The 25354-nt window shown below is 63.2% G+C and carries 25 protein-coding genes, 1 tRNA gene and 1 pseudogene; 20 read left to right on the top strand and 7 right to left on the bottom strand.

Annotated features, from left to right (window positions below; all coding sequences use genetic code 11):
* The first annotated feature begins 171 nt into the window (after positions 1-171).
* From AC1VVK_RS10355 to AC1VVK_RS10365, 3 genes are all read left to right on the top strand, one after another.
* Positions 172-1794 (top strand): peptide MFS transporter, encoded by a 1623-nt coding sequence (locus tag AC1VVK_RS10355; RefSeq protein WP_132387835.1) that lies wholly within the window; start codon positions 172-174, stop codon positions 1792-1794.
* 73 nt (positions 1795-1867) lie between these two features.
* Positions 1868-3253, top strand: a complete 1386-nt coding sequence (locus AC1VVK_RS10360; RefSeq protein WP_482902907.1) for an amidohydrolase — start codon at positions 1868-1870, stop codon at positions 3251-3253.
* Positions 3250-4548: an amidohydrolase family protein gene (locus AC1VVK_RS10365; RefSeq protein WP_482902908.1), complete on the top strand. Its 1299-nt coding sequence runs from the start codon at positions 3250-3252 to the stop codon at positions 4546-4548. The genes AC1VVK_RS10360 and AC1VVK_RS10365 overlap by 4 nt, the downstream gene beginning before the upstream one ends.
* 216 nt (positions 4549-4764) lie before the next feature.
* On the opposite strand, the gene AC1VVK_RS10370 is transcribed toward AC1VVK_RS10365, so the two are convergent.
* Entirely contained in the window at positions 4765-5055 is a 291-nt protein-coding gene (locus AC1VVK_RS10370; RefSeq protein WP_482902909.1) for a GNAT family N-acetyltransferase, read from the bottom strand.
* A gap of 62 nt (positions 5056-5117) precedes the next feature.
* Here AC1VVK_RS10370 and AC1VVK_RS10375 point away from each other — a divergent pair, with 62 nt between their 5' ends.
* Together AC1VVK_RS10375 and AC1VVK_RS10380 are read left to right on the top strand one after the other, a co-directional pair.
* Entirely contained in the window at positions 5118-6113 is a 996-nt protein-coding gene (locus AC1VVK_RS10375; RefSeq protein WP_482902910.1) for a threonine aldolase family protein, read from the top strand.
* Complete coding sequence (locus AC1VVK_RS10380; protein WP_482902911.1) at positions 6110-7039, top strand: DMT family transporter; 930 nt, start codon at positions 6110-6112, stop codon at positions 7037-7039. Before AC1VVK_RS10375 ends, AC1VVK_RS10380 begins: the two co-directional genes overlap by 4 nt.
* Here the strand turns inward: AC1VVK_RS10380 and AC1VVK_RS10385 are convergent.
* Positions 6952-7797, bottom strand: coding sequence for a Rossmann-fold NAD(P)-binding domain-containing protein (locus AC1VVK_RS10385; RefSeq protein ID WP_482902912.1), 846 nt, complete (start codon positions 7795-7797; stop codon positions 6952-6954). The two genes, AC1VVK_RS10380 and AC1VVK_RS10385, sit on opposite strands and share 88 nt — an antisense overlap.
* Positions 7798-7882: 85 nt before the next feature.
* Here AC1VVK_RS10385 and pepN point away from each other — a divergent pair, with 85 nt between their 5' ends.
* The 7 genes from pepN (at position 7883) to AC1VVK_RS10420 (ending at position 15218) form a co-directional block, all read left to right on the top strand.
* Positions 7883-10513 carry an aminopeptidase N gene (pepN, locus tag AC1VVK_RS10390; protein ID WP_482902913.1) on the top strand — a complete coding sequence of 877 codons (2631 nt, stop codon included), beginning with the start codon at positions 7883-7885 and terminating at the stop codon, positions 10511-10513.
* Positions 10514-10523: 10 nt separating this feature from the next.
* The gene (gene pgeF / locus AC1VVK_RS10395) at positions 10524-11306 is read left to right on the top strand and encodes a peptidoglycan editing factor PgeF (RefSeq protein WP_482902914.1); all 783 of its coding nucleotides are present in this window, start codon (positions 10524-10526) and stop codon (positions 11304-11306) included.
* A gap of 365 nt (positions 11307-11671) precedes the next feature.
* Complete coding sequence (petA, locus tag AC1VVK_RS10400; RefSeq protein ID WP_482902915.1) at positions 11672-12205, top strand: ubiquinol-cytochrome c reductase iron-sulfur subunit; 534 nt, start codon at positions 11672-11674, stop codon at positions 12203-12205.
* Positions 12206-12228: 23 nt separating this feature from the next.
* Positions 12229-13527, top strand: a complete 1299-nt coding sequence (locus AC1VVK_RS10405; protein WP_132387855.1) for a cytochrome b — start codon at positions 12229-12231, stop codon at positions 13525-13527.
* A 27-nt stretch (positions 13528-13554) separates the two neighbouring features.
* Positions 13555-14367 (top strand): cytochrome c1, encoded by an 813-nt coding sequence (locus AC1VVK_RS10410; RefSeq protein ID WP_482902916.1) that lies wholly within the window; start codon positions 13555-13557, stop codon positions 14365-14367.
* 118 nt (positions 14368-14485) lie between these two features.
* Positions 14486-15022 (top strand): adenine phosphoribosyltransferase, encoded by a 537-nt coding sequence (locus tag AC1VVK_RS10415; protein WP_132387859.1) that lies wholly within the window; start codon positions 14486-14488, stop codon positions 15020-15022.
* A gap of 122 nt (positions 15023-15144) precedes the next feature.
* Positions 15145-15218: transfer RNA gene (locus AC1VVK_RS10420), tRNA-Gly, on the top strand.
* 413 nt (positions 15219-15631) lie between these two features.
* Here AC1VVK_RS10420 and AC1VVK_RS10425 read toward each other — a convergent pair.
* The gene (locus AC1VVK_RS10425; protein ID WP_482902917.1) at positions 15632-16207 is read right to left on the bottom strand and encodes a sterol desaturase family protein; all 576 of its coding nucleotides are present in this window, start codon (positions 16205-16207) and stop codon (positions 15632-15634) included.
* A 138-nt stretch (positions 16208-16345) separates the two neighbouring features.
* On the opposite strand from AC1VVK_RS10425, the gene AC1VVK_RS10430 reads away from it, so the two are divergent.
* The gene (locus AC1VVK_RS10430; RefSeq protein ID WP_482902918.1) at positions 16346-17125 is read left to right on the top strand and encodes an SDR family NAD(P)-dependent oxidoreductase; all 780 of its coding nucleotides are present in this window, start codon (positions 16346-16348) and stop codon (positions 17123-17125) included.
* A gap of 3 nt (positions 17126-17128) precedes the next feature.
* Here the strand turns inward: AC1VVK_RS10430 and AC1VVK_RS10435 are convergent, their stop codons facing one another.
* Positions 17129-18607: an LTA synthase family protein gene (locus tag AC1VVK_RS10435; protein WP_482902919.1), complete on the bottom strand. Its 1479-nt coding sequence runs from the start codon at positions 18605-18607 to the stop codon at positions 17129-17131.
* Between the two features lie 250 nt (positions 18608-18857).
* Between AC1VVK_RS10435 and AC1VVK_RS10440 the strand changes: the two genes are divergently transcribed.
* The 3 genes from AC1VVK_RS10440 (at position 18858) to AC1VVK_RS10450 (ending at position 20716) form a co-directional block, all read left to right on the top strand.
* Positions 18858-20135 (top strand): capsule biosynthesis protein, encoded by a 1278-nt coding sequence (locus AC1VVK_RS10440; protein WP_482902920.1) that lies wholly within the window; start codon positions 18858-18860, stop codon positions 20133-20135.
* Positions 20136-20201: 66 nt separating this feature from the next.
* Complete coding sequence (locus AC1VVK_RS10445; RefSeq protein ID WP_482902921.1) at positions 20202-20468, top strand: ArdC-like ssDNA-binding domain-containing protein; 267 nt, start codon at positions 20202-20204, stop codon at positions 20466-20468.
* Positions 20393-20716, top strand: a complete 324-nt coding sequence (locus AC1VVK_RS10450; RefSeq protein ID WP_482905196.1) for a zincin-like metallopeptidase domain-containing protein — start codon at positions 20393-20395, stop codon at positions 20714-20716. The genes AC1VVK_RS10445 and AC1VVK_RS10450 overlap by 76 nt, the downstream gene beginning before the upstream one ends.
* On the opposite strand, the gene AC1VVK_RS10455 is transcribed toward AC1VVK_RS10450, so the two are convergent.
* On the bottom strand, positions 20620-20892 hold the full coding sequence (locus AC1VVK_RS10455) for a hypothetical protein (RefSeq protein WP_482902922.1): 273 nt from the start codon (positions 20890-20892) through the stop codon (positions 20620-20622). The genes AC1VVK_RS10450 and AC1VVK_RS10455 overlap by 97 nt on opposite strands.
* Positions 20837-21118 carry a hypothetical protein gene (locus AC1VVK_RS10460; RefSeq protein ID WP_482905197.1) on the bottom strand — a complete coding sequence of 94 codons (282 nt, stop codon included), beginning with the start codon at positions 21116-21118 and terminating at the stop codon, positions 20837-20839. Before AC1VVK_RS10460 ends, AC1VVK_RS10455 begins: the two co-directional genes overlap by 56 nt.
* Positions 21119-21180: 62 nt before the next feature.
* On the opposite strand from AC1VVK_RS10460, the pseudogene AC1VVK_RS10465 reads away from it, so the two are divergent.
* Positions 21181-21333, top strand: a pseudogene (locus tag AC1VVK_RS10465) (IS5/IS1182 family transposase); the annotation flags it as partial.
* A 76-nt stretch (positions 21334-21409) separates the two neighbouring features.
* Here the strand turns inward: AC1VVK_RS10465 and AC1VVK_RS10470 are convergent.
* The gene (locus AC1VVK_RS10470; protein ID WP_482902923.1) at positions 21410-22564 is read right to left on the bottom strand and encodes a polysaccharide biosynthesis/export family protein; all 1155 of its coding nucleotides are present in this window, start codon (positions 22562-22564) and stop codon (positions 21410-21412) included.
* Positions 22565-22747: 183 nt separating this feature from the next.
* On the opposite strand from AC1VVK_RS10470, the gene AC1VVK_RS10475 reads away from it, so the two are divergent.
* From AC1VVK_RS10475 to AC1VVK_RS10485, 3 genes are read left to right on the top strand one after another with little or no spacing between them, the layout of a single operon-like run.
* Positions 22748-23911 (top strand): KpsE/RkpR family capsule polysaccharide export protein, encoded by a 1164-nt coding sequence (locus AC1VVK_RS10475; RefSeq protein ID WP_482902924.1) that lies wholly within the window; start codon positions 22748-22750, stop codon positions 23909-23911.
* Entirely contained in the window at positions 23911-24708 is a 798-nt protein-coding gene (locus tag AC1VVK_RS10480; protein WP_482902925.1) for an ABC transporter permease, read from the top strand. Before AC1VVK_RS10475 ends, AC1VVK_RS10480 begins: the two co-directional genes overlap by 1 nt.
* Complete coding sequence (locus AC1VVK_RS10485; RefSeq protein WP_482902926.1) at positions 24705-25352, top strand: ABC transporter ATP-binding protein; 648 nt, start codon at positions 24705-24707, stop codon at positions 25350-25352. The genes AC1VVK_RS10480 and AC1VVK_RS10485 overlap by 4 nt, the downstream gene beginning before the upstream one ends.
* Positions 25353-25354 lie beyond the last annotated feature (2 nt).

A 25354-nucleotide genomic window follows, 5' to 3' on the forward strand; every position in this document is an offset into this window, starting at 1 on the left:
CTTTCGCGCAATGCTCCTACCGGATGAGTTCTTTTTGGTGCTCCAGCCGGGCCTGCGCCGCTCAGCTGAGCCATTTCGCCCGGCCGCAGCCCCATTTACAGCGCCGATTTGCCCGTTAACGTCCGCTTTTTTACCGCCACGGGTCGGCGTGAACAAAGCACAAGAGGGCGCATGAAGGATATCGGAACCTGGAACGAGGGGGACTGGGTCGGCGCGATCGGCGCGATCCTGCTGTTCGCCATTTTGGCGATCGGCGGCGTCATCGCCTCGCGCAAGAGCCAGGAAGTGGTGGGCCACCCGCGCGGTCTGTTCGTGCTGTTCTACACGGAAATGTGGGAACGCTTCTCGTACTACGGGATGCGCGCCCTGCTCATCCTCTATCTCACCAAACATTGGCTGTTTGATGACGGCAAGGCGAACCTGATCTACGGCGCCTACACCAGCCTCGTCTACATCACCCCGGTGCTGGGCGGCTATCTGGCCGACCGCTACCTCGGCCAGCGCAAGGCCGTGCTGTTCGGCGGCGTGCTGCTGGCCTTCGGCCACGTGCTGATGGCGTTTGAGGGTGTCGGCGGGCAGAGCGATCCCACGATCAACGTGTTCTGGCTGGCTCTGGCCTTCATCATCGTCGGCTCGGGCTTCCTGAAGGCGAACATCTCGGTGATCGTCGGTCAGCTCTACAACCTCACCGACGAGCGCCGCGACGGCGCCTATTCGCTGTTCTACATGGGCATCAACACCGGCGCCGCGCTGGGCACGATCCTGGTCGGCTACCTCGGCGAGACGATCGGCTGGGGCTATGGCTTCGGTCTTGCCGGCATCGGCATGGTGCTCGGCCTGATCATCTTCATGGTCGGCAAGCCCGCCCTGCGCGGCCGGGGCGAGCCGCCCATGCCGCTCACCAAGAACCGCGAATGGACCTTCTACGGCATCGGCACGGCTTCGGTCGCGGTGCTCTGGGCGCTGATCCAGTTCCAGGCGGTGGTCGGATCGCTGCTGCTGATCTCGGCCGTGGCGCTGCTCGGCTACATGCTGGTCGAAGCGTTCCGCATGCCGAAGGAACCGCGCGAGCGCATCTTCGCGATCATCTTCCTGCTGGCGTTCCAGCCGATCTTCTGGGGGCTGTTCGAACAGGCGGGCGGTTCGCTCTCGCTGTTCACCGACCGCTTCGTGGAGCGCGGCGGCGTGCCGACCTCGCTGTTCCAGGCGGTCAACCCGATCTTCATCGTGACTTTCGCGCCGATCCTGGCGTGGCTGTGGCGTTCGCTCGGCCGCAAGCAGGTGGAGCCTTCGGCTCCGGCGAAGTTCGGCTACGGCCTCGTGCTCGTCGGCCTCGGCTTCGTGTCGCTGGTCTGGGGCGATGCCGTTGCCGGGCCGGGCGCCAAGGTCGGCGTGTTCTTCATCTTCCTGATCTACTGGTTCCACACGCTGGGTGAGCTTTGCCTCTCGCCGGTGGGCCTCAGTGCGATGAACCGCCTTGCCCCCCGTCACCTTGCCAGCTTCATCATGGGCGCGTGGTTCTTCGCCACGGCAGGCGGCAACTTCGTGGCCGGCATGATCGGCCAGGCGACCGGCGGCGAGCACGGTGCGATGACCCGCGAGGGCACCGTGGCGATCTATGGCACGATCGGCTGGTGGGTCGTGGGTATCGGCGTTGCCGTCATCCTCGTCGCGCGGCTGGTGAAGCGCTGGATGCACGTGGACACGCTGCAGGATATCGAACTGGAGGGATCCTCCGAGTTCGGGCTGGAGGCACAGGAAGCCGGCATCCACCCAACGCTCAAGCCGAACTGACACTTACCACCGGCCCGGAAACCAAGGTTTCCGGGCCGGTTTCGCGAATACGCTTCAAAACAGGGGAATCCACATGACCAAAACGCCGGGATTGCGGCGCTGGACGTCGCTGCTCGTGCTGGGCACGGCGCTTGCGCTCAGCGCCAACAGCGCCGACGCCAAGAAGGACGACAAAAAGGCGGCCCCCATCGTCGCCGATCCCTATCCTTCCACCTACAAGGCCTATCCGGGCACGCCCACCGCATTGGTCGGTGCCACCGTCTATGACGGGCGCGGCGGCAAGATCGAGAACGGCGTGGTCCTGTTCCGCGACGGCAAGCTGGTCGCCATCGGCGCCGCCGACATGGCGATCCCGGACGGCTACACGCGGATCGACGGCCGGGGCAAGTTCGTGACTCCCGGCGTGATCGACATCCACTCGCACCTCGGCGTCTACCCCTCGCCCGCGGTCGATGCGCTGGCGGACGGCAACGAGATGACCAACCCGACCACCCCCGACGTCTGGGCCGAACATTCGGTCTGGCCGCAGGACCCGGGCTTCACCCGCGCTCTGGCCAACGGCGGCGTCACCACGCTAGAAATCCTGCCCGGCTCGGGCAACCTCATGGGCGGGCGTACCGTCACGCTGAAGAACGTGCCCTCGATCACCGTGCAGGGCATGAAGTTCCCCAGCGCGCCTTATGCGCTGAAGATGGCCTGCGGCGAGAACCCCAAGCGCGTCTACGGCGAAAAGGGCCAGAAGCCCTCGACCCGCATGGGCAACTTCTCGGTGGACCGCCAGGCCTGGATCGATGCCCGCCACTACATGGACGGCGACCATTCTGAGCGGGATCTTGGCAAGGATACGCTGGAAGGCGTGCTGAAGGGCCAGATCCTCGTCCAGAACCACTGCTACCGCGCCGACGAGATGGCGCAGGTGATCGATATGGCCAAGGAAATGGGCTACAAGGTCACGGCCTTCCACCACGCCGTCGAAGCTTACAAGATCGCCGACCTGCTGCGCGACAATGACATCTGCGCTGCCGTCTGGGCGGACTGGTACGGCTTCAAGATGGAAGCCTACGACGCCATTCCCGAGAACGCCGCGCTGCTCGCCAATGCGGGGACTTGTGTGGTGATCCACTCGGACGACGAGAACGGCATCCAGCGCCTCAACCAGGAAGCCGCCAAGGCACAGGCCGACGGCCGCCGTATCGGCATCGACATTCCCGACGCCAAGGTGGTGGGCTGGTTCACCTACAACGCCGCCAAGTCGATGGGCATTGGAGACAAGACCGGCAGCCTCGAAGCCGGCAAGATGGCAGACGTGGTGCTGTGGAACGGCAGCCCGCTCTCGGTCTATTCCCGGCCGGAGAAGGTTTGGATCGACGGCGCCCTGATGTTCGACGCGCTGGATCCCAAGCGCCGCCCGGTGAGCGATTTCGAGCTGGGCCAGCTCGGTGAAGGAGACGTGAAATGAGCCGCCGCGCCCTGATCCTTGCGGCGCTGGCTGCAACGGCCTTCGCTCCCGCCGCTTTCGCGCAGGACTTCGCGGTGACCAACGCCACGGTCGCCACCGGCGACGGTGGCGCGCCGATCGAGCATGGCACTGTCGTCGTGCGCGGAGGCAAAGTGGTCGCGGCCGGGGCTGGCGTCGCCGTGCCCGCCGGTGTCCAGACCATCGACGGCACCGGCAAGTGGGTGACGCCGGGCCTGTTCTCGGCCGTTACCGACCTTGGCCTGTGGGATGTCGAGGCGGTCTCCAACAGCAACGACAGCGCGGCGGACAAGTCGCCCTTCAACGCCGCGCTCGACGTGAGCCCGGCGATCAACCCGTCCAGCGAGCATATCGCGATTAGCCGCGAAGGGGGTGTCACCCGCGCCAGCGTCGCGCCCGCCAACGGCGATTCGATCTTCGCCGGGCAGGGCGCGCTGATCGACCTTGGCGCCGATCCGAACGCGGTCACCAAGGCGCGGGCCTTCCAGTACGTGCAACTGGGCGAGGCCGGTGCGAAGCTGGCTGGTGGTAGCCGGGTTGCCGCGCATGTCGCGCTGCGCAGTGCCTTGCGCGAAGCGCGCGACATTGCCGCCACGCCGAATGCCGCGCGCAGCCCGGACGCCATGTTGACTCACGCCGATGCGGTGGCTTTGGCGCCGGTGCTCGACGGCCGCCAGCCGCTCTACGTCGGCGTCGAACGTGCGGCGGACATCCGCAGCGTGCTCGCGCTCAAGAGCGAGTTCCCCAAGCTCGACCTCGTATTGGTCGGGGCGACCGAGGGCTGGCTGGTCGCGAGTGAGATCGCCGCCGCCAAAGTGCCGGTGATCACGATGCCGCTGCGTGACCTGCCTTCGGCGTTCGAGGCGTTGGCGGCCACGCAGTCCAACGTCGGGCGCATGAAGAAGGCGGGCGTGAAGGTCGCCATCGGCATGTTCAGTGGCTCCAACCAGCCGCGCTATGCACCCCAGGAGGCGGGCAACCTCGTCGCTCTCGCCAAGCTGCCCGGCGCTGCGGGCCTGACCTGGGGCGAGGCGTTCGCGGCGATAACCTCGGTCCCGGCCGAGATCAGCGGCATGGGCGGAAAGGCGGGCGTTCTGGCGCCCGGCGCCGTGGGTGACGTGGTGATCTGGGACGGCGACCCGCTGGAACTGTCCTCGGCCCCGCTTGAGGTGTTCATCGATGGCGTCAAACAGCCGCTCGACAATCACCAGAGCCGTCTGAAGCAGCGTTACCGGAATCTCGACCGGACTTATCTGCCCAAGGCTTTCGACTGGTAAGGGCTTCCCCGGAGCGTGGCGCTGCAAGTGTGGCGCCACGCTCGAACACGGGGCCATCGTCCGAACGTAGAATCAGCACCCAAGCACTCCGTCGTCCCCGCGAAGGCGGGGATCCCGCTTCTGCTGGTTCGTGGCGCAAGAAAGCGGGGCCCCCGCCTTCGCGGGGGCGACGGGGTTTTAGGGGCTGAGCATGGAGTTTCGTTTCAGGGCTTCAGTTCAGGCCTTCACATCATCCCACTCCGGATGCCGCCGGAACGCCGCATCGACATAGCTGCACCGCGATCCGATCCGAAAATGGTTCTCCCGCGCGTCCGCCACCATCGCCTCGACCAGTCGCCCGGCCACGCCGCGCCCGCCGATCACCGGGGGGACAAGCGTATGTTCCGCGTAGCGAATGCCGTCACGCTCGGCCCAGATCAGGCGGCCGGTCGCGTCGCTGTCGGCGACATGGGCGATATACTCGCCGGAATTTCCGTTTTCATGGGCAGTGATAGTCACGCCGACCATATGTGGGGGCTCCTGAAAAGGTCTGCTTGACGGAGAAGGCGTCCGCTTTAGGGCATATGGCCATGAAGTTTCTCTCCGACAACGCCGCACGGGTCCACCCGAGGGTCTGGGACGCCATGAAGGCCGCCGACGAACCCGATTCGCCTTACGATGGCGACGCGCTGAGCAAAGCGCTCGACGCGCGCTTTTCCGCGCTGTTCGGCCGCGATTGCGCGGCGCTCTGGGTAGCGACGGGGACGGCGGCGAACTGTCTGGCGCTCTCGGCCATGGTCGAGCCGCACGGCGCCGTGATCTGCCACCGCGAGGCGCATATCGAGATGGACGAGGGCGGCGCGCCCGGTTTCTACCTCCACGGCGCCAAGCTGCTGCTGGCCGATGGTGAGAGCGCGAAGATCACGCCCGACGCGATTGCGCGGGTGATCGACCCGATCCGCGATGGCGTGCATCAGGTCCAGCCCCATGCCATCTCGATCACGCAGGCGAGCGAATATGGCTGCGTCTACCGGCCCGAGGAACTGGCCGCGCTTTCCGCCTTCGTGAAGGGCAAGGGGCTCGGTCTGCACATGGACGGCGCGCGGTTCGGCAATGCCGTGGCATTCCTTGGCGGCAGCGCGGCGGATGCGGCGCGGGGCGTCGATGCGCTGAGCTTCGGCATGGTCAAGAACGGGGCGATGAGCGCCGAGGCCATCGTCTTCTTCGATCCCGCCATGGCCGACAAGGTCCGCTTCCGCCGCAAGCGCGCGGGGCATCTGCAATCGAAGGGGCGCTATCTGGCCGCACAGATTCTGGCGATGCTGGAGGGCGACCTCTGGCTGGAGAATGCGCGCACGTCCAATGCCGCCGCCGCCGAAATCGCGGCGGCTGCCGGTGCGCGCTTGCTGCACCCGGTCGAGGCTAACGAGATTTTCCTCACCTCCACCGCCGCTGAACGCGCGGCGCTGCGGGCGCAGGGCTTCGAGTTCTACGACTGGGGCGACGATGCGGCGCGCCTCGTCACGGCATGGGATTCGCGGCCGGAGCACGTTTCCGCGCTCGCCCGCGCGATTGCCGCGCTGTGAGCGTGAACGCGGCGAGCGACACGGCGGCCCCCGGTTTCTTCAAGCCGGCGGTCATTCTGCCGTTCATGCTGGTGGCGCTGATCTGGGGATCGACCTGGTTCGTCATCACTGGCCAGATTGCCGAAGTGCCGGCCAGCTGGTCGGTGGCATGGCGTTTCGCGCTGGCGACGCCGGCGATGTTCGTTGTCGCGATCGCCATGGGCAAGAGCCTGAAGCTGGGCAGGGCAGGGCAATTGCTCGCGCTTGCGGTGGGCGTGACGCAGTTCTGCGGCAATTACAACTTCGTCTATCGCGCCGAAATGCACCTGACTTCGGGCATTGTCGCGGTGATGATCGGGCTGCTGCTGGTGCCCAATGCGATTCTGGCGCGGGTGCTGCTCAAGCAGCCGATCACGGGGCGCTTCGTGGTCGGCAGTGCGATCGCCATTGCCGGTCTCGCTCTATTGCTGGTCCATGAGGCGCATGAAGCGCCGCTGGGCGGCAAGGTCGTGCTGGGTACGGTCTTCGCCCTGATCGCGATGCTGTGCGCGTCGGTTTCGAACGTGATTCAGGCCAACGACACCGGCAAGGCCCTGCCGATGGTGAGCCTGCTGTCGTGGGCGATGCTCTACGGCACGCTTTGCGATGTGGCGGTGGCCTGGCTCTTCGCGGGGCCGCCGGTGATCCCGCGCGATGCGAACTACTGGATGGGGACGGCCTACCTCGCGATCCTCGGTTCGGTGGTGACCTTCCCGCTCTACTACACGCTGATCCGCCAGCTTGGCGCGGGCAAGGCTGCCTATAACGGCGTTGTCGTGATCGTGATCGCCATGTTCATCTCGACGCTGTTCGAGGGCTATCAGTGGTCGGCGCTGGCGATTGCCGGGGCGGCGCTGGCGACTGTCGGGCTGGTCGTGGCGCTGATGTCGCGCAGCCCTTCGCGGTAAGTCGCAAAGCGCGGTTTCCAGCCGAGGACGTGCCGCGCCTTGCCATTGGCGACGCGGCGGTTCTCCGCATAGAAAGCCCGCGCCATCGGGGAGAGCGCCGCTTCCTCCAGTGATTGCAGCGGGGGAAGCGGCAGCCCCGCAAGGCGGCAGGCTTCCTCCACGACGCGGTTCTGGCCGCAGGGCAGATCGTCGGAAAGGTTGTAGGCACCCGCCGGTGCCCGGAGCCCGGCGATCACGCCCGAGGCGATATCCTCGACATGCACGCGGCTGAACACTTGCCCCGGCAGGTCGATGCGATGCGCGCGGCCTTCGCGCACGCGGTCCAGCATCGAGCGGCCGGGCCCGTAGATGCCGGGAAGCCGATAGACCCGCGCGCCCAGCGCAAACCACTCGCCGTCCGCCTCGGCCCGCGCGGTGCGGCGGCCGGTGCCGATGGGGGCGCTTTCGTCCACCCATGCCCCGCCCGCGTCGCCGTAGACGCCGGTGGACGAGAGATAGGACAGCGCCTTGCCGTTCAGCGCAGGACCATAGCGCTCCAGCACCGGATCGAGCGGCTCGCCGCGCCCCTCGTTGCCGGGCGGGACCGAGGAAAGAACATGATCGGAATCGGCCAGCGCCAGGCGCACATTGCCCTCATCCTCGAACGACAGCGTGCCGTCGCGGCCGGTCGAGATCACTTCCCAGCCCATGCGGGACAGCCGCGCGGCCACCGCGCTTGCAGTGTAGCCAAGGCCGAAGATGAACAGGCGGGGCGCCATCGCTCTCGCTTTCTCTGAAAAATCGCTGCGATTTTCGTAGCGGCACGGCTGGCAATCGCAAGGCGGGGGGCTTAACTCCAAGCGTATGGACATCGCCAGCAACGCCGCCCAGCCCGAAGCCGCTCCCGCCACCACGCCCGCCGTGATCCACCGCGCGGATTACCGGCCGCCCGAATGGCTGGTTCCGGCCATCGCGCTCGACTTCCGGCTGGGTATCGATGCCACGCATGTGACCGCGAAGCTTTCGGTAACGCGCAATCCGGCGGGTGAGGGGAGCACGACGCTGCGCCTCAATGGCGACCAGATCGCCCCGCTTGCCGTCCGCGTCGACGGCGAGGCGGTGAACAACTGGCGGCTGGATGGCGCAGACCTGCTGGTCGAGCTTTCGGGCGATGCGCATGAGGTCGAGGTCGAAACCGCCGTGAACCCGGCGGCTAACAGCCAGCTCATGGGCCTCTATGCCTCGAACGGCATGCTTTGCACCCAGTGCGAGGCCGAGGGCTTCCGCCGCATCACCTTCTTCCCGGATCGCCCAGACGTGCTCTCGACTTATTCGGTGCACATGGCGGGCGACAAGGCGGCCTTCCCGATCCTGCTCTCCAACGGCAACTGCACGGCCACCGGTGAGAACGCCGACGGCACGCATTGGGCCGATTGGCACGATCCCTGGCCCAAGCCGAGCTACCTTTTCGCGCTGGTGGCGGGCGATCTCGTGGCCAACCATGCGCAGTTCACCACGCGCTCGGGCCGCAAGGTCGATCTCAACATCTGGGTCCGCGCGGGCGACGAGCAGCGCACGCAGCACGCGATGGATTCGCTGATCGCCTCGATGAAGTGGGACGAGCAAGCGTTCGGCCGCGAATATGATCTCGACCTGTTCAACGTCGTCGCCGTGTCGGACTTCAATATGGGCGCGATGGAGAACAAGGGCCTTAACGTCTTCAACACCCGCTACGTCCTGGCCGAGCCGGAAACCGCGACCGATGCCGATTACGACGGCATTGAGAGCGTGATCGGCCATGAGTACTTCCACAACTGGTCGGGCAACCGCGTGACCTGCCGCGACTGGTTCCAGCTTTCGCTGAAGGAGGGCTTTACCGTCCTGCGCGACCAGTTGTTCAGTGCGGACATGGGCAGCGAGCCGGTCAAGCGGATCGAGGACGTGCGCACCCTGCGCGGCGGCCAGTTCCCCGAGGATTCGGGCCCGCTCGCCCATCCGATCCGCCCGGATTCCTATCAGGAAATCAGCAACTTCTACACTGCGACTGTCTACAACAAGGGTGCCGAGGTGATCCGCATGATGCGGACCATGGCGGGCATCGAACGCTTCCGGCAGGGCACTGACCTCTACTTCGACCGCCACGACGGCGAGGCTGCGACGTGCGAGGACTTCGTCAAGGCGATCGAGGACGGCGCCGGGCTGGACCTCAAGCAGTTCCGCCTCTGGTATTCGCAGGCGGGCACCCCGCAAGTCTCGGTTTCGCTGACGCACGAGGGCGAGACGGCGACGCTGACGCTCTCGCAGACCGTGCCTGCCACGCCCGGCCAGCCGGACAAGCAGCCGATGCCGATCCCGCTGCGCGTCGCCCTGTTCGACCGCGACACCGGCACCCATTCGGGCGAGCGGCTGATCGTGCTCGACAAGGCCGAGGACAGCTTCGCCTTCGAAGGCTTCGCTCGCGCGCCGGTGCTGTCGATCAATCGCGGCTTCTCAGCGCCCGTTGCCATCGAATTCGAGCGCGATCCCGAAGACCTCGTGTTCCTGGCCGCGCGCGATGACGATCCCTTTGCCCGCTACGAGGCGATGCAGAGCCTCATCGTCCAGCACCTTGTCGCCGCGGTGGGCGGCGGACTGGCCGATGCCGACCGTGCTGCCGGCCGTGCCGCCATCGGCAAGGCTTTCGCGGCGATTATTGCCGACGAGGCGCTCGACGACCTGATGCGCGGCGAACTGATGATGCTGCCGACCGTCGCCTACCTCTCCGAGCAAGTGCTGGTGGCCGATCCTTACGCGATCCACGAGGAGCGCGAGGCACTTAAGCACTGGCTGGGCGGCGAACTGGCCGATGAACTGAAGGTGCTGCACGACCGCGTTTCCGCCGTTCCCTACGGCCGCGACGCGGGGGCGCGCGGTGCCCGCAAGACCAAGGCGCAGGCACTCGTCCTGATCGCCTCGGGCGACGCCGTGGAAGGTGTGGCCCGCGCCAGCGCGCAGTACCGCGCGGCCGACAACATGACCGACCGCCAGTCCGCGCTGACCGTGCTGTGCAACCTCGACGGCCCCGAACGGGCTGAGGCGCTCGCCGATTTCCACAAGCGCTATCAGGGCAATGCGCTGGTGATCGACAAGTGGTTCCAGCTTCAGGCGAGCTGCTTCCACCCGCAAGTGCTCGAACACGTCCGCGCGCTGGCCGAGCATCCCGACTTCACGCTGGGCAATCCCAACCGCGTCCGCGCGCTCTACATGTCGCTGGCGGTCAATCCGAAGGGCTTCCACGACGCGAGCGGCGAGGGCTATCGCCTGATCGGCGACTTGATCCGCCGCCTCGATCCGCTCAACCCGCAGACCACCGCGCGATTCGTGCCGCATCTCGGCCGCTGGCGCCGGATCGAGCCGGTCCGCGCCGCAATGATGCGCGCCGAGCTGGAGCAGATCATGGCCCAGCCCGATCTCTCTCGCGATGTGCGCGAACAGGTGGGCAAGAGCCTTGGCTGAGGCGCCCCAGATGAACACGGACGACGTGAGCACGGTGGAGGTCAACCGCGCCAAGCTACTGGACGGCCTGCCGCACGGCTTTCTCGGCCGTCGCGGCGGCGTAAGCACGGGGGAGGTGTCTGGCCTGAACGTTGGCCTCGGTTCGGGCGACGATCCCGTCGCCATTGCCGAGAATCGCCGCCGCGCGGTCGAGGCGGTGCTGCCCGGCGGACAGCTGGCGAGCGTCTACCAGGTCCATTCGCCGGATTGCGTGGTGGTGGGCGACACGGTGTGGAGCGATGCCGAACGCCCCCACGCCGACGCCTTGGTCACCGACCGCCCCGGCGTCGTCCTCGGCGTGCTGACGGCGGACTGCGCGCCGGTGCTGCTGGCCGATCGCGAGGCAGGGGTGGTGGGTGCCGCCCATGCCGGATGGAAAGGCGCGGTGGCCGGCGTTACCGATCGCACCATCGCCGCCATGATATCGCTCGGGGCTGAGCCATCCCGGATCGTTGCGGTGGTTGGCCCCTGCATCGCCGCCGTCTCCTACGAAGTGGACGAGGGCTTCCACGAACGCTTCCTCGCGCAAGCGGCCGGCAACGGGCAATTCTTCAGCGCCGGGCGGCCCGGTCACTGGCAGTTCGATCTGGAAGCCTATGTCGCGGCGCGGCTGGAAAGGGCCGGAATTGCCGGCATCGAGCGTCTCGGCCTCGATACTTATGCGCAGCCGGAGCGATTCTATTCGTTTCGCCGCGCCACCCACCGGGCCGAAGCCAGTTACGGACGGCAGTTCTCGCTCATCGCCGCAGGGTGATTGCCCGGAGTGATTGCTGAGGGGGATCGCCGGGGGGATCGTTTCGCCTGGACCCCCGCCATCCTGCCGCTCTTGCGTTCCGCCACGCCCCGGTCTTGCGCGCCGGGCCCTTATTGCTTGAATTTGCAGGCTCGCCCACGCCATCGTCCTGCCAAAAAGGCGGTTGGCACGTTGGATTTTCGTGTTATCAGCCCGATACGTCGGTATTCGATCCGGGGCAGACACAGTGATGTGTTCGGATCTCTCGAACCGTAATGGGGGATACCAGACTAAATAATAAGTGGTCAGGATCTGGGCTCGCCTCCGGATTACACCGGGGCGGGTTGTCGATAAAAACAAGTCAATAACGTAGGGCAAGGGCAAACATGGCTGAGGCAGACGGCGTGCGCCGGCGCGATTTCATCAATATCGCCGCAGTAAGCGCGGCGGGAGTTGCAGGCGTCGGGATCGTGGTCCCGCTCGTCAGCCAGATGTCCGCTTCGGCAGACGTGCTTGCCGCATCTTCGACCGAGATCGACATCTCCTCGATCCAGCCCGGCCAGGCGATCAAGGCGATCTTCCGCAAGCAGCCCGTTTTCGTGCGCAATCTGACGCTGCACGAGATCGAGGAAGCCAACAAGGTCGATGTCTCCAGCCTGCGCGATCCGCAGACGCTTGAGCAGCGGACCAAGGAAGGCAAGACCAACTGGCTGATCACGATGGGCGTCTGCACGCACCTCGGCTGCGTCCCGCTCGGGGCCGGTGAGGGAGAGCCGCGCGGCGAGTTCGGCGGTTACTTCTGCCCCTGCCACGGCTCCACGTACGATACCGCCGCCCGTATCCGTAAGGGCCCCGCGCCCAAGAACCTTGAGGTTCCGGTATACGAATTCACCAAAGACACGGTCGTCAAGATCGGCTGAGGCGAAGCGAGAGGATAAAGAAAATGAGCTTTCCCTGGGCCAAGGAATACAAGCCGAGCCACCCCTTCATGCAGTGGATGGACGAGAAGCTGCCCATCCCGCGTCTCGTCTACAACGCCGTCGGCGGCGGCTATGAAGTTCCGCGAAACCTGAACTATTTCTGGAACTTCGGTTTCCTCGCGGGGCTCTGCCTCATCCTCCAGATCGTCACCGGCGTGGTCATGGCCATGCACTACGCGGCCAATACCGCAGTGGCGTTCGACACTGTCGAAATGACGATGCGGGACGTGAACTGGGGCTGGCTGATGCGCTACGCGCACGCCAACGGCGCCTCGGCCTTCTTCGTCGTCATCTACATCCATATCTTCCGCGGCTTCTTCTACGGCTCGTACAAGGCCCCGCGCGAGATGGTGTGGCTGCTGGGTGTCGTGATCTTCCTGCTGATGATGGCCACCGCCTTCATGGGCTACGTGCTGCCGTGGGGCCAGATGAGCTTCTGGGGCGCCAAGGTCATAACCGGCCTGTTTTCGGCCATCCCGCTTGTCGGTGAGCCGCTCCAGCAGTGGCTGCTCGGCGGCTTTGCGCCGGACAATGCCGCGCTCAACCGCTTCTTCTCGCTGCACTTCCTGTTGCCCTTCGTGATCCTGGGCGTGGTGATCCTGCACATCTGGGCCCTGCATATCCCCGGCTCGTCGAACCCGACCGGCGTCGAAGTGAAGAGCGAGAGCGATACGGTTCCGTTCTATCCCTACTACGTCGCCAAGGACGGCTGGGCGATCGGCGTCTTCGCCATCCTGTTCTGCGCGATGGTGTTCTTCTTCCCGAACTACCTCGGCCACCCGGATAACTACATCCCCGCCAACCCGATGAGCACGCCCGCGCATATCGTGCCCGAATGGTACTTCTGGCCGTTCTACGCGATCCTGCGCGCCTTCACGCAGGACTTCCTGTTCATCCCGGCCAAGCTGATGGGCGTGATGGCGATGTTCGGCGCGATCCTCGTGTGGTTCTTCCTGCCCTGGCTGGACAAGTCGCCGGTGCGTTCGGGCGCCTATCGTCCGCTCTACCGCAAGTTCTTCTTCTTCGGCCTGCTGCCGGCGATGGCGGTGCTGTTCTACTGCGGCGGTGCGCCGGCGCAGGAGCCCTTCGTGATGCTCAGCCAGCTCGCCGGGCTCTACTACTTCGCGCACTTCCTCATCATCATTCCGATCGTCTCGGCCATCGAGAAGCCAGATCCGCTGCCCTTCTCCATCACCGAGGCTGTCCTCGGCGCGGACGAAGAAGCCAAGCTTGCCCCCTCGCCCTCGGCGACGGTTGCCTGACACCAGCTGGAACGAAAGACGAAAGACATGGCACGCATTCTCTCGATCCTCGTCGGGCTGTTCTTCACGGTCGCGCTGGCGTGGTCGTTCGGCAAGGGCGCCTACACGCAGATCACCGACCCGCCGGCGGCAACCGCTGAGCACGAATTCCACCTCGCGCCCCGCGAATATACGTTTGTGAGCGACGGCATACTCGGCCGCTTCGACCGCGAGCAGCTTCAGCGCGGTTTCGAAGTCTACAAGGAAATCTGCTCGACCTGCCACGCGATCCGCCACGTCGCCTTCCGCGATCTCGGCGCGCTGGGCTACAGCGAAGCCGAAGTGAAGGCGATCGCCAAGGGCTTCCAGGTGCCGGTGTTCAACCCGGCCACGGGTGAAGTGGAAACGCGCGCCGGCATGGCGACCGACTACTTCCCGCCGGTGGTCTACGCCGGGCAGGGCACGCCGCCGGATCTCTCGCTGATCACCAAAGCGCGTCACGAGGGCCCGCAGTACGTCCGCTCGCTGCTGACCGGCTATCAGGATCAGCCCGCTGAACTCCTGAAGAAGTTCCCGGATTCGAAGACTCCGGACGGCCTGCACTACAACCCCTACTTTGCGAACCTCAACATCGCGATGCCGCCGCCGCTGACTGCCGACGGTCAGGTGACGTTCTCGGACGGCACCAAGGCAACCAAGGAGCAGATGGCCACCGACGTGGCGGCCTTCCTGGTCTGGACCGCCGAACCGAAGCTGGAAAAGCGTCATCAGACCGGCTTGGCCGTGCTGGGCTTCCTGCTCTTCGCAACGGTGATGGGCTATCTGTCCTACCGGAACATCTGGGCCGGCAAGAAGCACTGAGGCCCGGTTCGCCGATCCGATCGAAAGCCCCGCCATCCACCCGGATGGCGGGGCTTTTCGCATCCGGCCCGGCGATCTTCGCTTTTCCTGCGTGGCCCGAGCGGCTAGGCCCTGCGCCATGACCATCGACGAGCTCAAGGCCATCGTCCGCTCTGTTCCGGACTTTCCCAAGCCGGGTATCCTGTTCCGCGACGTTACCACTCTGATCGGCAACGGCCCCGGCTTCACTGCCGCCGTAGACCTCATGGCGCAGCGCGCCGTCGCGGCGGGGGCTGAGGCCATCGCCGGCGTTGAGGCGCGCGGCTTCATCTTCGGCGCGGCGATCGCAGCGCGGCTGGGGCTGGGCTTCGTGCCGGTACGCAAGCCGGGCAAGCTGCCTGTCCCGGTGCTCGCGATCGACTACGCGCTCGAATACGGCACGGATACGCTGGAGGTCGATCCCGACGCGGTGAGCGAAGGGCAACGCGTGGTGCTGGTGGACGATCTGCTGGCCACCGGCGGCACCGCGCTCGCGGCCATCGAATTGCTCCGCCGCGCCGGGGCGCAGGTGGACCATGCCCTTTTCGCGATCGACCTGTTCGAACTGGGCGGCGGAGACCGGTTGCGCACGGCGGGAGTGACGCCGGACGCCTTGCTGGCCTTCGAGGGCCACTGATCGAAATCGCGATTATCGGGCGCTCTGCAAGATTTTCGCAAGAGAGCCGTTGACGAACCGCCGCTTCCCATGGCAAGCGCCTGCCTCTGGCGGCGCAAGTCCCATCGGCTGGTTCCGATCGGGCGGGTATAGCTTAGTGGTAAAGCTCCAGCCTTCCAAGCTGGCTATGCGGGTTCGATTCCCGCTACCCGCTCCAGAACACCCCCAAAAAGCATCTTAACGTGCGCGCAGGAATGGGCTTTTGCCGCATCTTAGTCGGCGTTGGGGAATCCCCTCCAGATTTCTCCATCCGATCCCGCTCCAGGCTGACGTGATTCGCGGCGCCCTTGTCGCCTGAGATCCGCATCATGGCAGGCGAGGTCTCTTTCGGTGGCCGCCGACTTCATGAGGGCGGGGCAGGCTCTCCGGGATTTCCAAGAATGTCTGTACCATGCCCGTTCTCGCTATAGCCGCACGAATCGTGCGGCTATAGCGAGAACGCAGGTAAGCGGCATGGAGGACGCCCTGGACACATCCACGGCACCGTTTGCCCAAGTGAGGTATCCACCGCTGATATGGTGGCGCTATGCTTCACGCGGCGGTCGTCACCTTTTCGGATCAGACCTCAAGTCATTTTTTGAGCGAGTCGATCCTGCTGCCGAACAACCGATCCCAGAAAACCGCCGAGATCGAATAGTTGCCACCTTCATCGACATAATGATGGCGCATGTGATGGCGTTTTATCGTCTGGGCGAGCCTGCCCTGCATCGGCCATTGGTGTGCGGCATAATGGACCACGTCGTACATTACGTATCCGACAATGAAGCCCAGGAACAGCCACGTGCCAGGGGCGCCCAGAATCAGCACGAAGAGACCCCACACCATTGCGCCAATCGGCACGCTAGCCGACAGCGGCATTATGCTGCGCAAGGGATCGTTGGGGGCTTCATGATGGTTGCCGTGCATCAGGAAGACGAACGCCTTCAGTATCGGCACCTCGGTTTCCCAATGGAACAGGTAGCGGTGCATGGCATATTCGAAGAGGGTCCAGACCACGAGACCAGCGAGAAACAGGCCCATTCCCGCGAGCGGGCCAACCGCGCCCCAGCCTGTCCATGCTATCGCCGGGAGGAGCATAGCCCAAGCTCCCGCGAAAACGCGCGGCGAAATCAACGTAAGCCGTTCGAGCTTCTCGCTCTTGAACAACCGAATACGTTGCGGACTAGGATCTAGCGATGGCATTGCATCCGATCTCGAGCAGTAGGGGCCGGGGTCTGTCAAGCCAATAGTACCCTCACAGGTTGAGATGTTGACAATGTAGGTCCGTTGCATCGAAGCAGCAGCATGATCTCTGGTTCCCAAGCAACAAAAATTCTTGTGACTGGCGCGTCGGGCAAACTTGGCGGTGCATTGGCGCGGCATTATGCTGGGCCAGGCGTCCATTTATCCTTGTGGGGGCGGGATGTCGTTCGTCTTTCGACACTTGCGGAAACCTGCCGGCGGGCCGGGGCATCGGCCGAGGTACGCTCGCTCGACATTTTCGACATAGCTGGGGCGGTTTCAACGCTCTTGCTCGAAGACGAAGTCGCGCCTGTAGATTTGGCCCTGTTCGCCTCCGGCTTGGGAGACGTTCGGGCCCAGGAGGACTTGGTGGAGAGCCCCGAACTCGTCGCACGGTTAGGCGTTATCAACTTTGCCGCGCCCGCCGCGATGGCGGCAGCGCTGGCCGGGCGCATGGCGGCGCGGGGGGGCGGCGGCATCGTGCTAATTGGGTCGGCCGCGGCATTCCACGCACTCCCCTTCGCTGCAGCCTATTCGGGGAGCAAGGCCGGACTTGCGCGCTTTGCGGAGGCTCTGAGGGTCGGCGTGCGCCGGCACGGAGTCACCGTGACGCTAGTCTCGCCCGGATTCATCGACACCGCAGCTGGTCGCGAAATACCAGGCCCAAAGCTGCTGATGCTGAAGCCCGAAGTTGTGGCAGCCCGGATTGCCGGAGCTGCTGCGCAGGGAAAGGCACATGCAATCATGCCATGGCCTTTTGGCGTGCTTCGATTGTTCGACCGCCTGTTGCCGCGGTTCTTGCGTGAGCGGCTCTTGCTCTCGCTGGCGCCGCCGGCGCAGTAGCCGTCAGGCTGAACCGGGTTCGCCCAGCACCGCTGCGAGGATTGCGTGGTGCAGGCCTGCCGGCGTCAGGTCCGCCTGCCGATTATTGCCGGGCACGATCCGTCCCGCGGCGTCAAGGCGCACCATTACATAGGGCGTGTGACGATCACCACCGGGAGCGGTTGCGCCCGGAATGCTGGGACGATGGTCCCCGAAGAATACCAGCAGGGCCGGGCGGCGCAGTGCGCCGAGCCGTTCGGTGAGCGTCGTTAGCATTGTATCGCTGTTGCGGACGAGGCGCAGATAGCTTTGTCCGAGGTCGCCGTCGGAGTTACCTTCCGGCGCCCAAGGGCCATGGTTTTCGATCGTGACCGCGTAGACTAGGCATGGATCTGATACACGGGCTGCGAGTGCAACGATTTCGCCGGCCACTGCTGCGTCGGTCACGTAGCGTCCTTCGCCGAGCCGGGGGGGGGCAAAGCGATCCTCACCGACTAGCTCGGCGAAGCCGCCCGCCGGCATGATTCGGTTGCGGCCGTAGAAGCGCATGTCGTGCGGGTGAACGAACAGGCTGCGCCAGCCCAGGCCTTTCAATCTCGCTGGCAGAGCGTAGGAAGTCTCGCCAAGCGCGGTGAGAAATGGGTCGTATCGCCGGAAGCCCAACTCATTCTCTTCGAGGCCGAACAGCACGCCATATTCGGTGCGCATGGTATAGGCGCCGAAGCCGCTGACCATCAGCCGTCCCCACTGGCAAGCGTTTTCGCGCGCGGCGGCCAAGCCTGGCAACTTGAGTTCCCGGTCAGCGAAAAGTTCGACTGGATCGGCAAAGCTCTCGCACTGAATGACGACGACGAGTTCGGGAGCGTCGGCCGGAGGCAATCGCTCGGCATCGGTGCAGGGCGCTGGATCGCGGCTTTCCCTCCAACGCAGCCAGTAGAGGAGCAGTACGGGAAGCAGCCCGTGTCGCAGGACATCGGCATGGGCATCGGGCACGCGGGCAAGGTTGCGTATCGGCGCAGACTTCATTGAGAGCGCCAGCACGGTAAGGCTGACCACTAGAATGCCGAGCCCGATCAGATGCGGTAACAGGGTCGCAACGAACAGCCACGCCAGCAGGGCGAAAAGAACAGCGGCCACTAGTCCTGCAATTATCCGCTGCCAGATCCGGATGGCAGAAAGATAAAACTGTGGATGACGAAATATCGCACCAATGAGGGCGAGATCCGAAAACAGCAGAGGCTCACCAAGCATGGCGTGCTTGGCGTTCGAAGCCACTGCGAGCAACGTCAGGAGAGCAAGGGCTAATCCTGCTGATACTGCGACATTGCCGCAACATGTCAGGAACAGGCCGAACAGCGCCGCCATCATCCACGAAAGCAGCCATGAACCCGACAAGCTGCGGGGCGAAGGTGTTGAAAATCGGGTATTTCGCGGACGTACCATTCCGTCCAGTAGGAGCGCAGTGAGCAGCAGTGCCGCGAATGTCAGTCCGTCGATCGTCACTGTCCTTCCGCGCTTCCAGATCCTGCCCCCGGCCCCTTCAAATACATTTCAGCAGGCGGAACTGGGCTCATAGCGAGCAGCGCCAAGGCTGTCATCAAGCGTCTCCGTCTGGCAGGTACGAGAGGGGCAGGCTTGTCGCATCCAGCATGGCGGACTAACTGCTTGGGACAAAGGCCTCTCGCCTCGTGTTCGGTGGAGCCCGGACGTGCTGCGTCTCCGGGAGATGTCATAATGGAGCGCTTTTCTGACGATGCTTGACCTTCCTGCCGACGCAGCCCCATCCGGCGCCGAGGCAAACCGGCCCGCCGTAACCGAAAAGCGCACCGTTCTGATGCTCCAAGGGCTAATGGGACCCTTGTTCCGCCGCCTTGGGCAGGGACTGACGGAAGCCGGGCACACCGTCCACAAGGTGAACTTCAATGGCGGCGATCGCCTGTTCTGGCGCCTACCCAATGGTATAGATTACCGTGGGTCACTGGAGGAATGGCCTCAGGCATTCGAGAGCTTGGTCCGTGAACGCGGCGTTACCGATGTGACGCTCTTTGGCGACTGCCGCGACCACCATCGGCCCGCCATCAAGATTTGCCGCCTGCTTGGCATACCCGTTCACGTGTTCGAGGAAGGCTATATCCGGCCGGACTGGGTCACGCTGGAGTTGGGCGGCGTCAATGGCCATTCGTCGCTGCCGCGCGATCCGGATTGGTACCGGGAGACGGCTGCGGCGCTGCCCGCGGTGCCACCGCATGCCCAGGTCCCAGCCTCTTTTCGTCGCCGAGCGACGGAGGGGCTGCTCTATAATGCTGCCGACGTGCTGACGCGCTGGCATTATCCGCACTGGAACAATCACCGCCCTTGGCACCCAGTCGTCGAAGGCGTCGGTTGGTATCGCAAGCTGCGGCGCCGCAAGGAGCGCGAGCAGCTTAGCGTACGACTCATGGCTGAGCTCGAAGCATCGAGCGCGCCGTACTTCCTGTTCCCATTGCAACTCGATTCTGACGCGCAGATTCGGTTGCACTCGCCTTTCTCGGGAATCGGCCCGGCGCTTCAGAAGATCGTGAAATCCTTCGCCAGCAACGCGCCGAGCAAGGCGCGCCTAGTGGTCAAGGAGCACCCGCTAGATAACGGCGTGCGTGACTGGCAGCAGGAAACTGCTGACATGGCCGCGCGGTTCGGCGTCGCCGACCGGGTTGACTACCTGCCCTGGGGGGACATCGTTCCCGTCGCGCAACGAGCGCGCGGCATGATAACTGTTAACAGCACCAGTGGCACTCTGGGCTTGGCCATGGGCGTACCGGTGGTGGCCCTTGGCCAGGCTGTCTACGACATCCCGGACATCACCAACCAGAATGGCCTCGACGCCTTCTGGCAGGATCCGGTCGCGCCTGATGCCGAGACTTTCGCGGCCTTCCGCCGCGTATTGGTGGAGCGCTGCCTGATCCCGGGTGGCTTTTTCTCAGAAGAAGCGATCGCCAAAGTCGTGCGCCATGCCGTGGCCCGCTTCGAGGGCAAAGCACTGGTTCCAGAATGAAGCAGAGCCAGTCTTATAGCTTGACCTCGCTCAATTTCGCTGACGCACATCCTGTGGCACCTGGTGGTGGAACGCTGCTTCGGCTCGCAGCGCTGGCTGACTAACCGGTGGGACTTGGCTGCAGGCGGGCATGTTCAACTCGGGGAGAAGGGCACGGTCATGGGCTATGCGGATCGCTTCGTGCCAAAGGCCGAGAGCGAGGAGGGGCAGAGCGAGGATCGCGCGCCCGGACGATTGCTTTCCTCAGGCGCTTTGGCGTGTTTAACCTTGAGCACATCGAAGGGCTGCCGCATAGCTGTGCCGAGGAACCGGCGGTTCCGGATGTGGCCTTAGCGATTGCGGAAGTGGGCCGGCTGATTGCGGCCACCAGCGCGGATTTCCCGATCGGAGGCGACGAGGCGTTCTGTGCGCCAAAGCAGAACTATGTGGAGGTGCACCCGCCGAGCGCTTGCCGTGAGCCGGTGAACTGGTTTCGAACAGCGCTTCAAGAGCTGACGCATAATGCCGCGATCCGGATTTTGCCGCATGACCTCCGCAGCAGGCTGGTTTTCCGGGCATCGGCCTGCTTGCAGTATGGCTGAGGAGTCCGAAGGGCGATCCATTTGCAGGCCCGCGCGAAGTTGTAACGGGCCGGGCAATCAGTGAGCCTTGTTAACGTGTCGTTGATGAACAGAGGCTTGCCCGGATGGCCGATCAGCCGATCACATTTGGCAAGATAGCCGATCAGCTTCGCAACAACGCTGGGATCGAGCGGCATCACGCCCTTTGCCGAGCTTCACCTGCCGGACGCGCAATACGTCATTATGGCGGTCGAGGTCATCAAGATCGAGCGTTAGCGCTCCGTTGATCCTCAGACAGGTGACCGCGATCAGCCCGAACAACATCGGGCAGGTCAGCCCGCGCGGGCCATAGATCGAGGGCAGCGCGTTGGTTGCTGTGATGATCGACCCGATTTCAGCGTCGGTGCAGATATGTAGGCGCAACCGGTTGAAGCCAAACCAATCAACAAATACCGATCTCTGTTCAGACGAACTCGGCGACCTCTCTCCCGCCCCGAGAGGTGATCAGACACACATTCGGGTGGATGACCCGATGGCGCCAAATGGTCCGGGACTACGAGAAGCGGATCAATGCCTCACAGACGATGATCTTCGTTGCCATGGGCGGCAATCTCCTACGAAGGAGTGCTAATTCTTGATTTTCCAAACAAACTCTAAAATCGCACGACTGGATCGGCGGCGCTCCAGCCAGAACACCGGCCGGAGCTACCTCACTCAGTTGCTAGCGTTTTGCACCGTCTGGATGGCGGCAGTAGCTGTCAAGATAGGGGTAAACATCTGACTGATCAGCTGCGTCATCTTGGCAGGTTGGTTTGCAGCAGCATTAGCAAAGTACAGCACGTCCTTGTCCCGCATCGCGAAATGCTGAGCGAGGAAGTAGGCGCCTGATTCCATCATATTAATGTGATAGACCACAGGCGTTTCTGTCCCCTGGGCGCCAGTTTCGTAGCGGAACACAAAGATCGCAGCTGCATCGCCGGCATTGGGTTCTGCGCCCCCTGCCTGTGCAACTGCCTCGACAAGCGACACACGCGAGCGGCTGAACGGAATCTGCTCAACGCGACCGGGCGCGCCAAGCACCGAGAAGGTGCGCGGGTTGTTGATCAGCATCAACCGATCGCCCGGATAAGCTCGCACGTCGAGCGCAGGATTATCATTCAGATCATTCAGGTAGATGTCGACGTTTTCACCCCGGCGGTTGACCCTGAGCATCACATCGCGCGCCGTACCACGATAGCCACCGGCAAGCGCAATCACGTCAGAGAGCGTCTCTCGGTTTGTCTGGAGAACAAGGCGCCCCGGCTTTGCGACTTCGCCGCTCACAATCACCGAATTTGTGATAACTTCAGCCTGCGTCACTATCACCTGCGGGTTCTGCGAGAGCCTTCGCAGCGACGAACGAATCAGCTTCTCCACTTCGCCGACGGTCCGTCCTAAAACGTGGAGACGGCCTGCATAAGGGATGTTGATATCGCCATCATCGTTGACACGCGTCGGCGGCAGCTTCTGAGCCTGTACACCGGGACTTGCTACGATCTGCGAGGTTTTGAGATCTCCTCCACCGCCCCCGGCTCCGCCAGTGGAGAACAAGGTCACACCAGCCTCATAGATGGTGACATCAAGAATATCACCGGGGCCAATAAGGTCTGTGGGTGGGGGAGCGTATTCGGCAAGCACCGCAGAAGCCGTAGCTGTAGGAGCAGGCGGCACGTCCGCACCGCTCCGCACCTCCGTGAGACGGATCGGCAGTTGCGCCTGGGCTGCAGACTTTTTGACCTGGCTGCCAGTGGGACCGCTCGTGGGAAGCGAAGCGCAACCGGACAGCAGACTTGCGAGTGCCATAAGGCTGGCGAACTTTTTTACCTGCATGGGGTGTGAAAACTCAGAAGACCTTGCAAGACTGCGGATTAGCAGGTGCCTTAAAGGGTGAATTCGTGATCGACAATAGCAACTTGACGTAATGCGCGAAGCTTGCGCGACGCAGCGTGTTGGACTAGCCCAAGCGCATTGGCGACGAGAGCGCCTGATAGCTTGCGAGTGCCTTGACAGCTTATGAATGTTGAACAGTCATTTCCGATAGAGGCGGCTGTGCCGGAGCGGCGTCCCGCGATTCTCGTTTGGTTGGAGAGACGGCGGTGGTTTGCGCTGTTCGTGATCCTCCCCACGCTTTTGGCCGCAATTTACTACGGGTTTATCGCATCCGATATTTACATTTCGGAATCGCGCTTCGTTATCAAAAGTTCCGATCAGAAGCGCTCGCAAATGTCGACGCTGGCGAACTTGATCCAGACAACCGGCCTTTCCGGCGGACAGGAACAGACAAATGAAGTGCTCGAATATGTCCGGTCGCGCGACGCGCTGAAGGCGTTGGAGCAGGAACCTGGCATGCGCTTGGCCTATGCAACGCCGCATGGCGATGCCCTGTCACGCTTTCCGATGCTATTCTTCGGGAACAGCTTCGAAGATCTTTACAAGTTCTATGGCAAAATGGTTGAGGCACGGCTGGATACCGAAACCAGCACTGCAATCATCTCGGTCAAGGCCTTTACCCCGCAGGACGCTCGCGCGATCAATGAGCATCTACTGAGATTGTCTGAGGGACTGGTCAATAAGCTCAATATCCGCGCCCAGAGTAAGGGCATCGCAGAGGCCGAGCGGCAGGTGGTGCTGGCGACTGAGCGGGCACGGCACGCCCGAGTTGCACTGGCTCAGTATCGCAATTCGCAGGATGTGATCGACCCAGCCAAACAGGCCGCCGGGGTGCTGGAAATTTCCAATTCCATGACCGCGCAACGAGCAGCCCTTCAGGCGCAACTTGATCAGATGCAGCAGGTCACGCCCGGCAATCCATCTATACCCGCTTTGCGCCAGCGGATCGCCGCGATTTCGACCCAGATCGCCTCGCAGGACGGTCGCGTGGTCGGCACCAACAGTGGTATTGCTTCGAAAATGGGCGGGTACGAAAACCTTTTGGTCGAACAGGAGTTTTCCACCGAAAGTCTGAACGTCGCCAACGCCGCGCTTGTTCAAGCGCGCGCTGAGGCGGTGCGCCAGCAATTCTACCTCGAGCGCGTGGTTGATCCCAACGTTCCGGATAAAGCGATGCTGCCACGTCGTTTGCTAAGTGTATTGGTCGTTGCGGCTACCGCGGCCTGCCTTTATTTTGTAGGCTGGATGCTGATTGTGGGCATTCTCGAGCACGCGCCGCAAGAGTGATGGACGCACCGATTACACTCCAGTTTCGTGAGGGCGCCCGCATCCAAATGCGCGTGCTCCATGCGCTGTTGATCCGCGAACTTCACACGCGCTTCGGGCGAGAAAATATCGGCTTCCTGTGGATCATGGTAGAGCCGCTACTTTTCGCCGGATTAGTTGCGACGATCTGGCGGTTCATGAAGGGGCCAGAAGAACACGGTGTCAGCGTTATTGCTTTCGTGGTGACGGGCTATATTCCAATCACTTTGTTCCGCCACTGCGTGGCACGGTGTTTGGCGCTCTTCCTTGCCAACAGCAGCCTGCTCTATCACCGGAGAGTGCATGTCGTCGATTTCATCTTTGTGCGATTCCTGATCGAGATGGTTGGAGGCATGATGGCGTTCCTATTCATTGGCTCCATTCTGATCATGTTCGATTTATTTCCGGTGCCTGCTGACCTCGGCATGCTGGTGGGAGGGTGGTTGCTCTATTCGCTGTTCACGCTGTCGCTGTGTCTGGTTATTGCGCCACTTTCGGAAATGTCCGAGGTGCTGGAGAAGTTTATTCCAGTGACGACATACGTCATGCTTCCATTTTCGGGAGCTTTTACGATGGTGTCATGGCTGACGCCGGGATTGCGGGCCTATATTCTGTGGTCTCCCTTCGTGAATGCAATGGAATTGATCCGCGGAGGGGTGTGGGGTGACAAGGTAGCGGTCTACTATAACATCTGGAACCCGCTCGGCTGCTCTCTGGTTCTTGCAGCAATCGGTCTAGGATTGTGTCGGCATGTCCGAAAGACGCTGGTGGTGCCATGATTGTCTGCCAGAATGTCTCCAAGATCTACAAGCATGGCGCTGGCGTTAAACGGGTATTCAGCGATGTGAATCTGTCAATTAACCGGGGGGAGCGCATGGCGTTCCTTGGCCGAAACGGCGCCGGTAAGACGACACTGATCAAGCTCATAGGTGGCGTTGAGCACCCGACCTCGGGCAAGATCTCGCGTTCGATGTCGGTATCATGGCCGCTGGGCTTTGCGGGGGGCTTTCAGGGCAGCTTGACCGGCTATGACAATGCCCGCTTCATTGCTCGCATCTATGACCGAAACTACGACCAGTTGAAGGCCTTTGTTGAGGAATTCACCGAGCTTGGTCAGCAGCTCAGAATGCAGGTCAAGACCTATTCCTCTGGTCAGCGAGCTCGGCTTGCCTTCGCCCTGTCGCTTGCGATTGAGTTCGACTGCTATCTAATAGATGAGATTATCCTTGTGGGTGATCAGAACTTCCACCGTAAATGTCGCTATGAATTGTTCGAGAAACGCGCTGATCGCGCCATGATCCTCGCTTCACACAGCATAGATGTCGTACACGAATTTTGTGACCGTGCGCTTATTATCCATGATAGCAGGGCAACCGTTTACGAGGATGTTCATCGAGCCACAGAGATATACAACAGCTTGTGAGC

The organism is Novosphingobium sp. BL-S-32, from assembly GCF_056857055.1.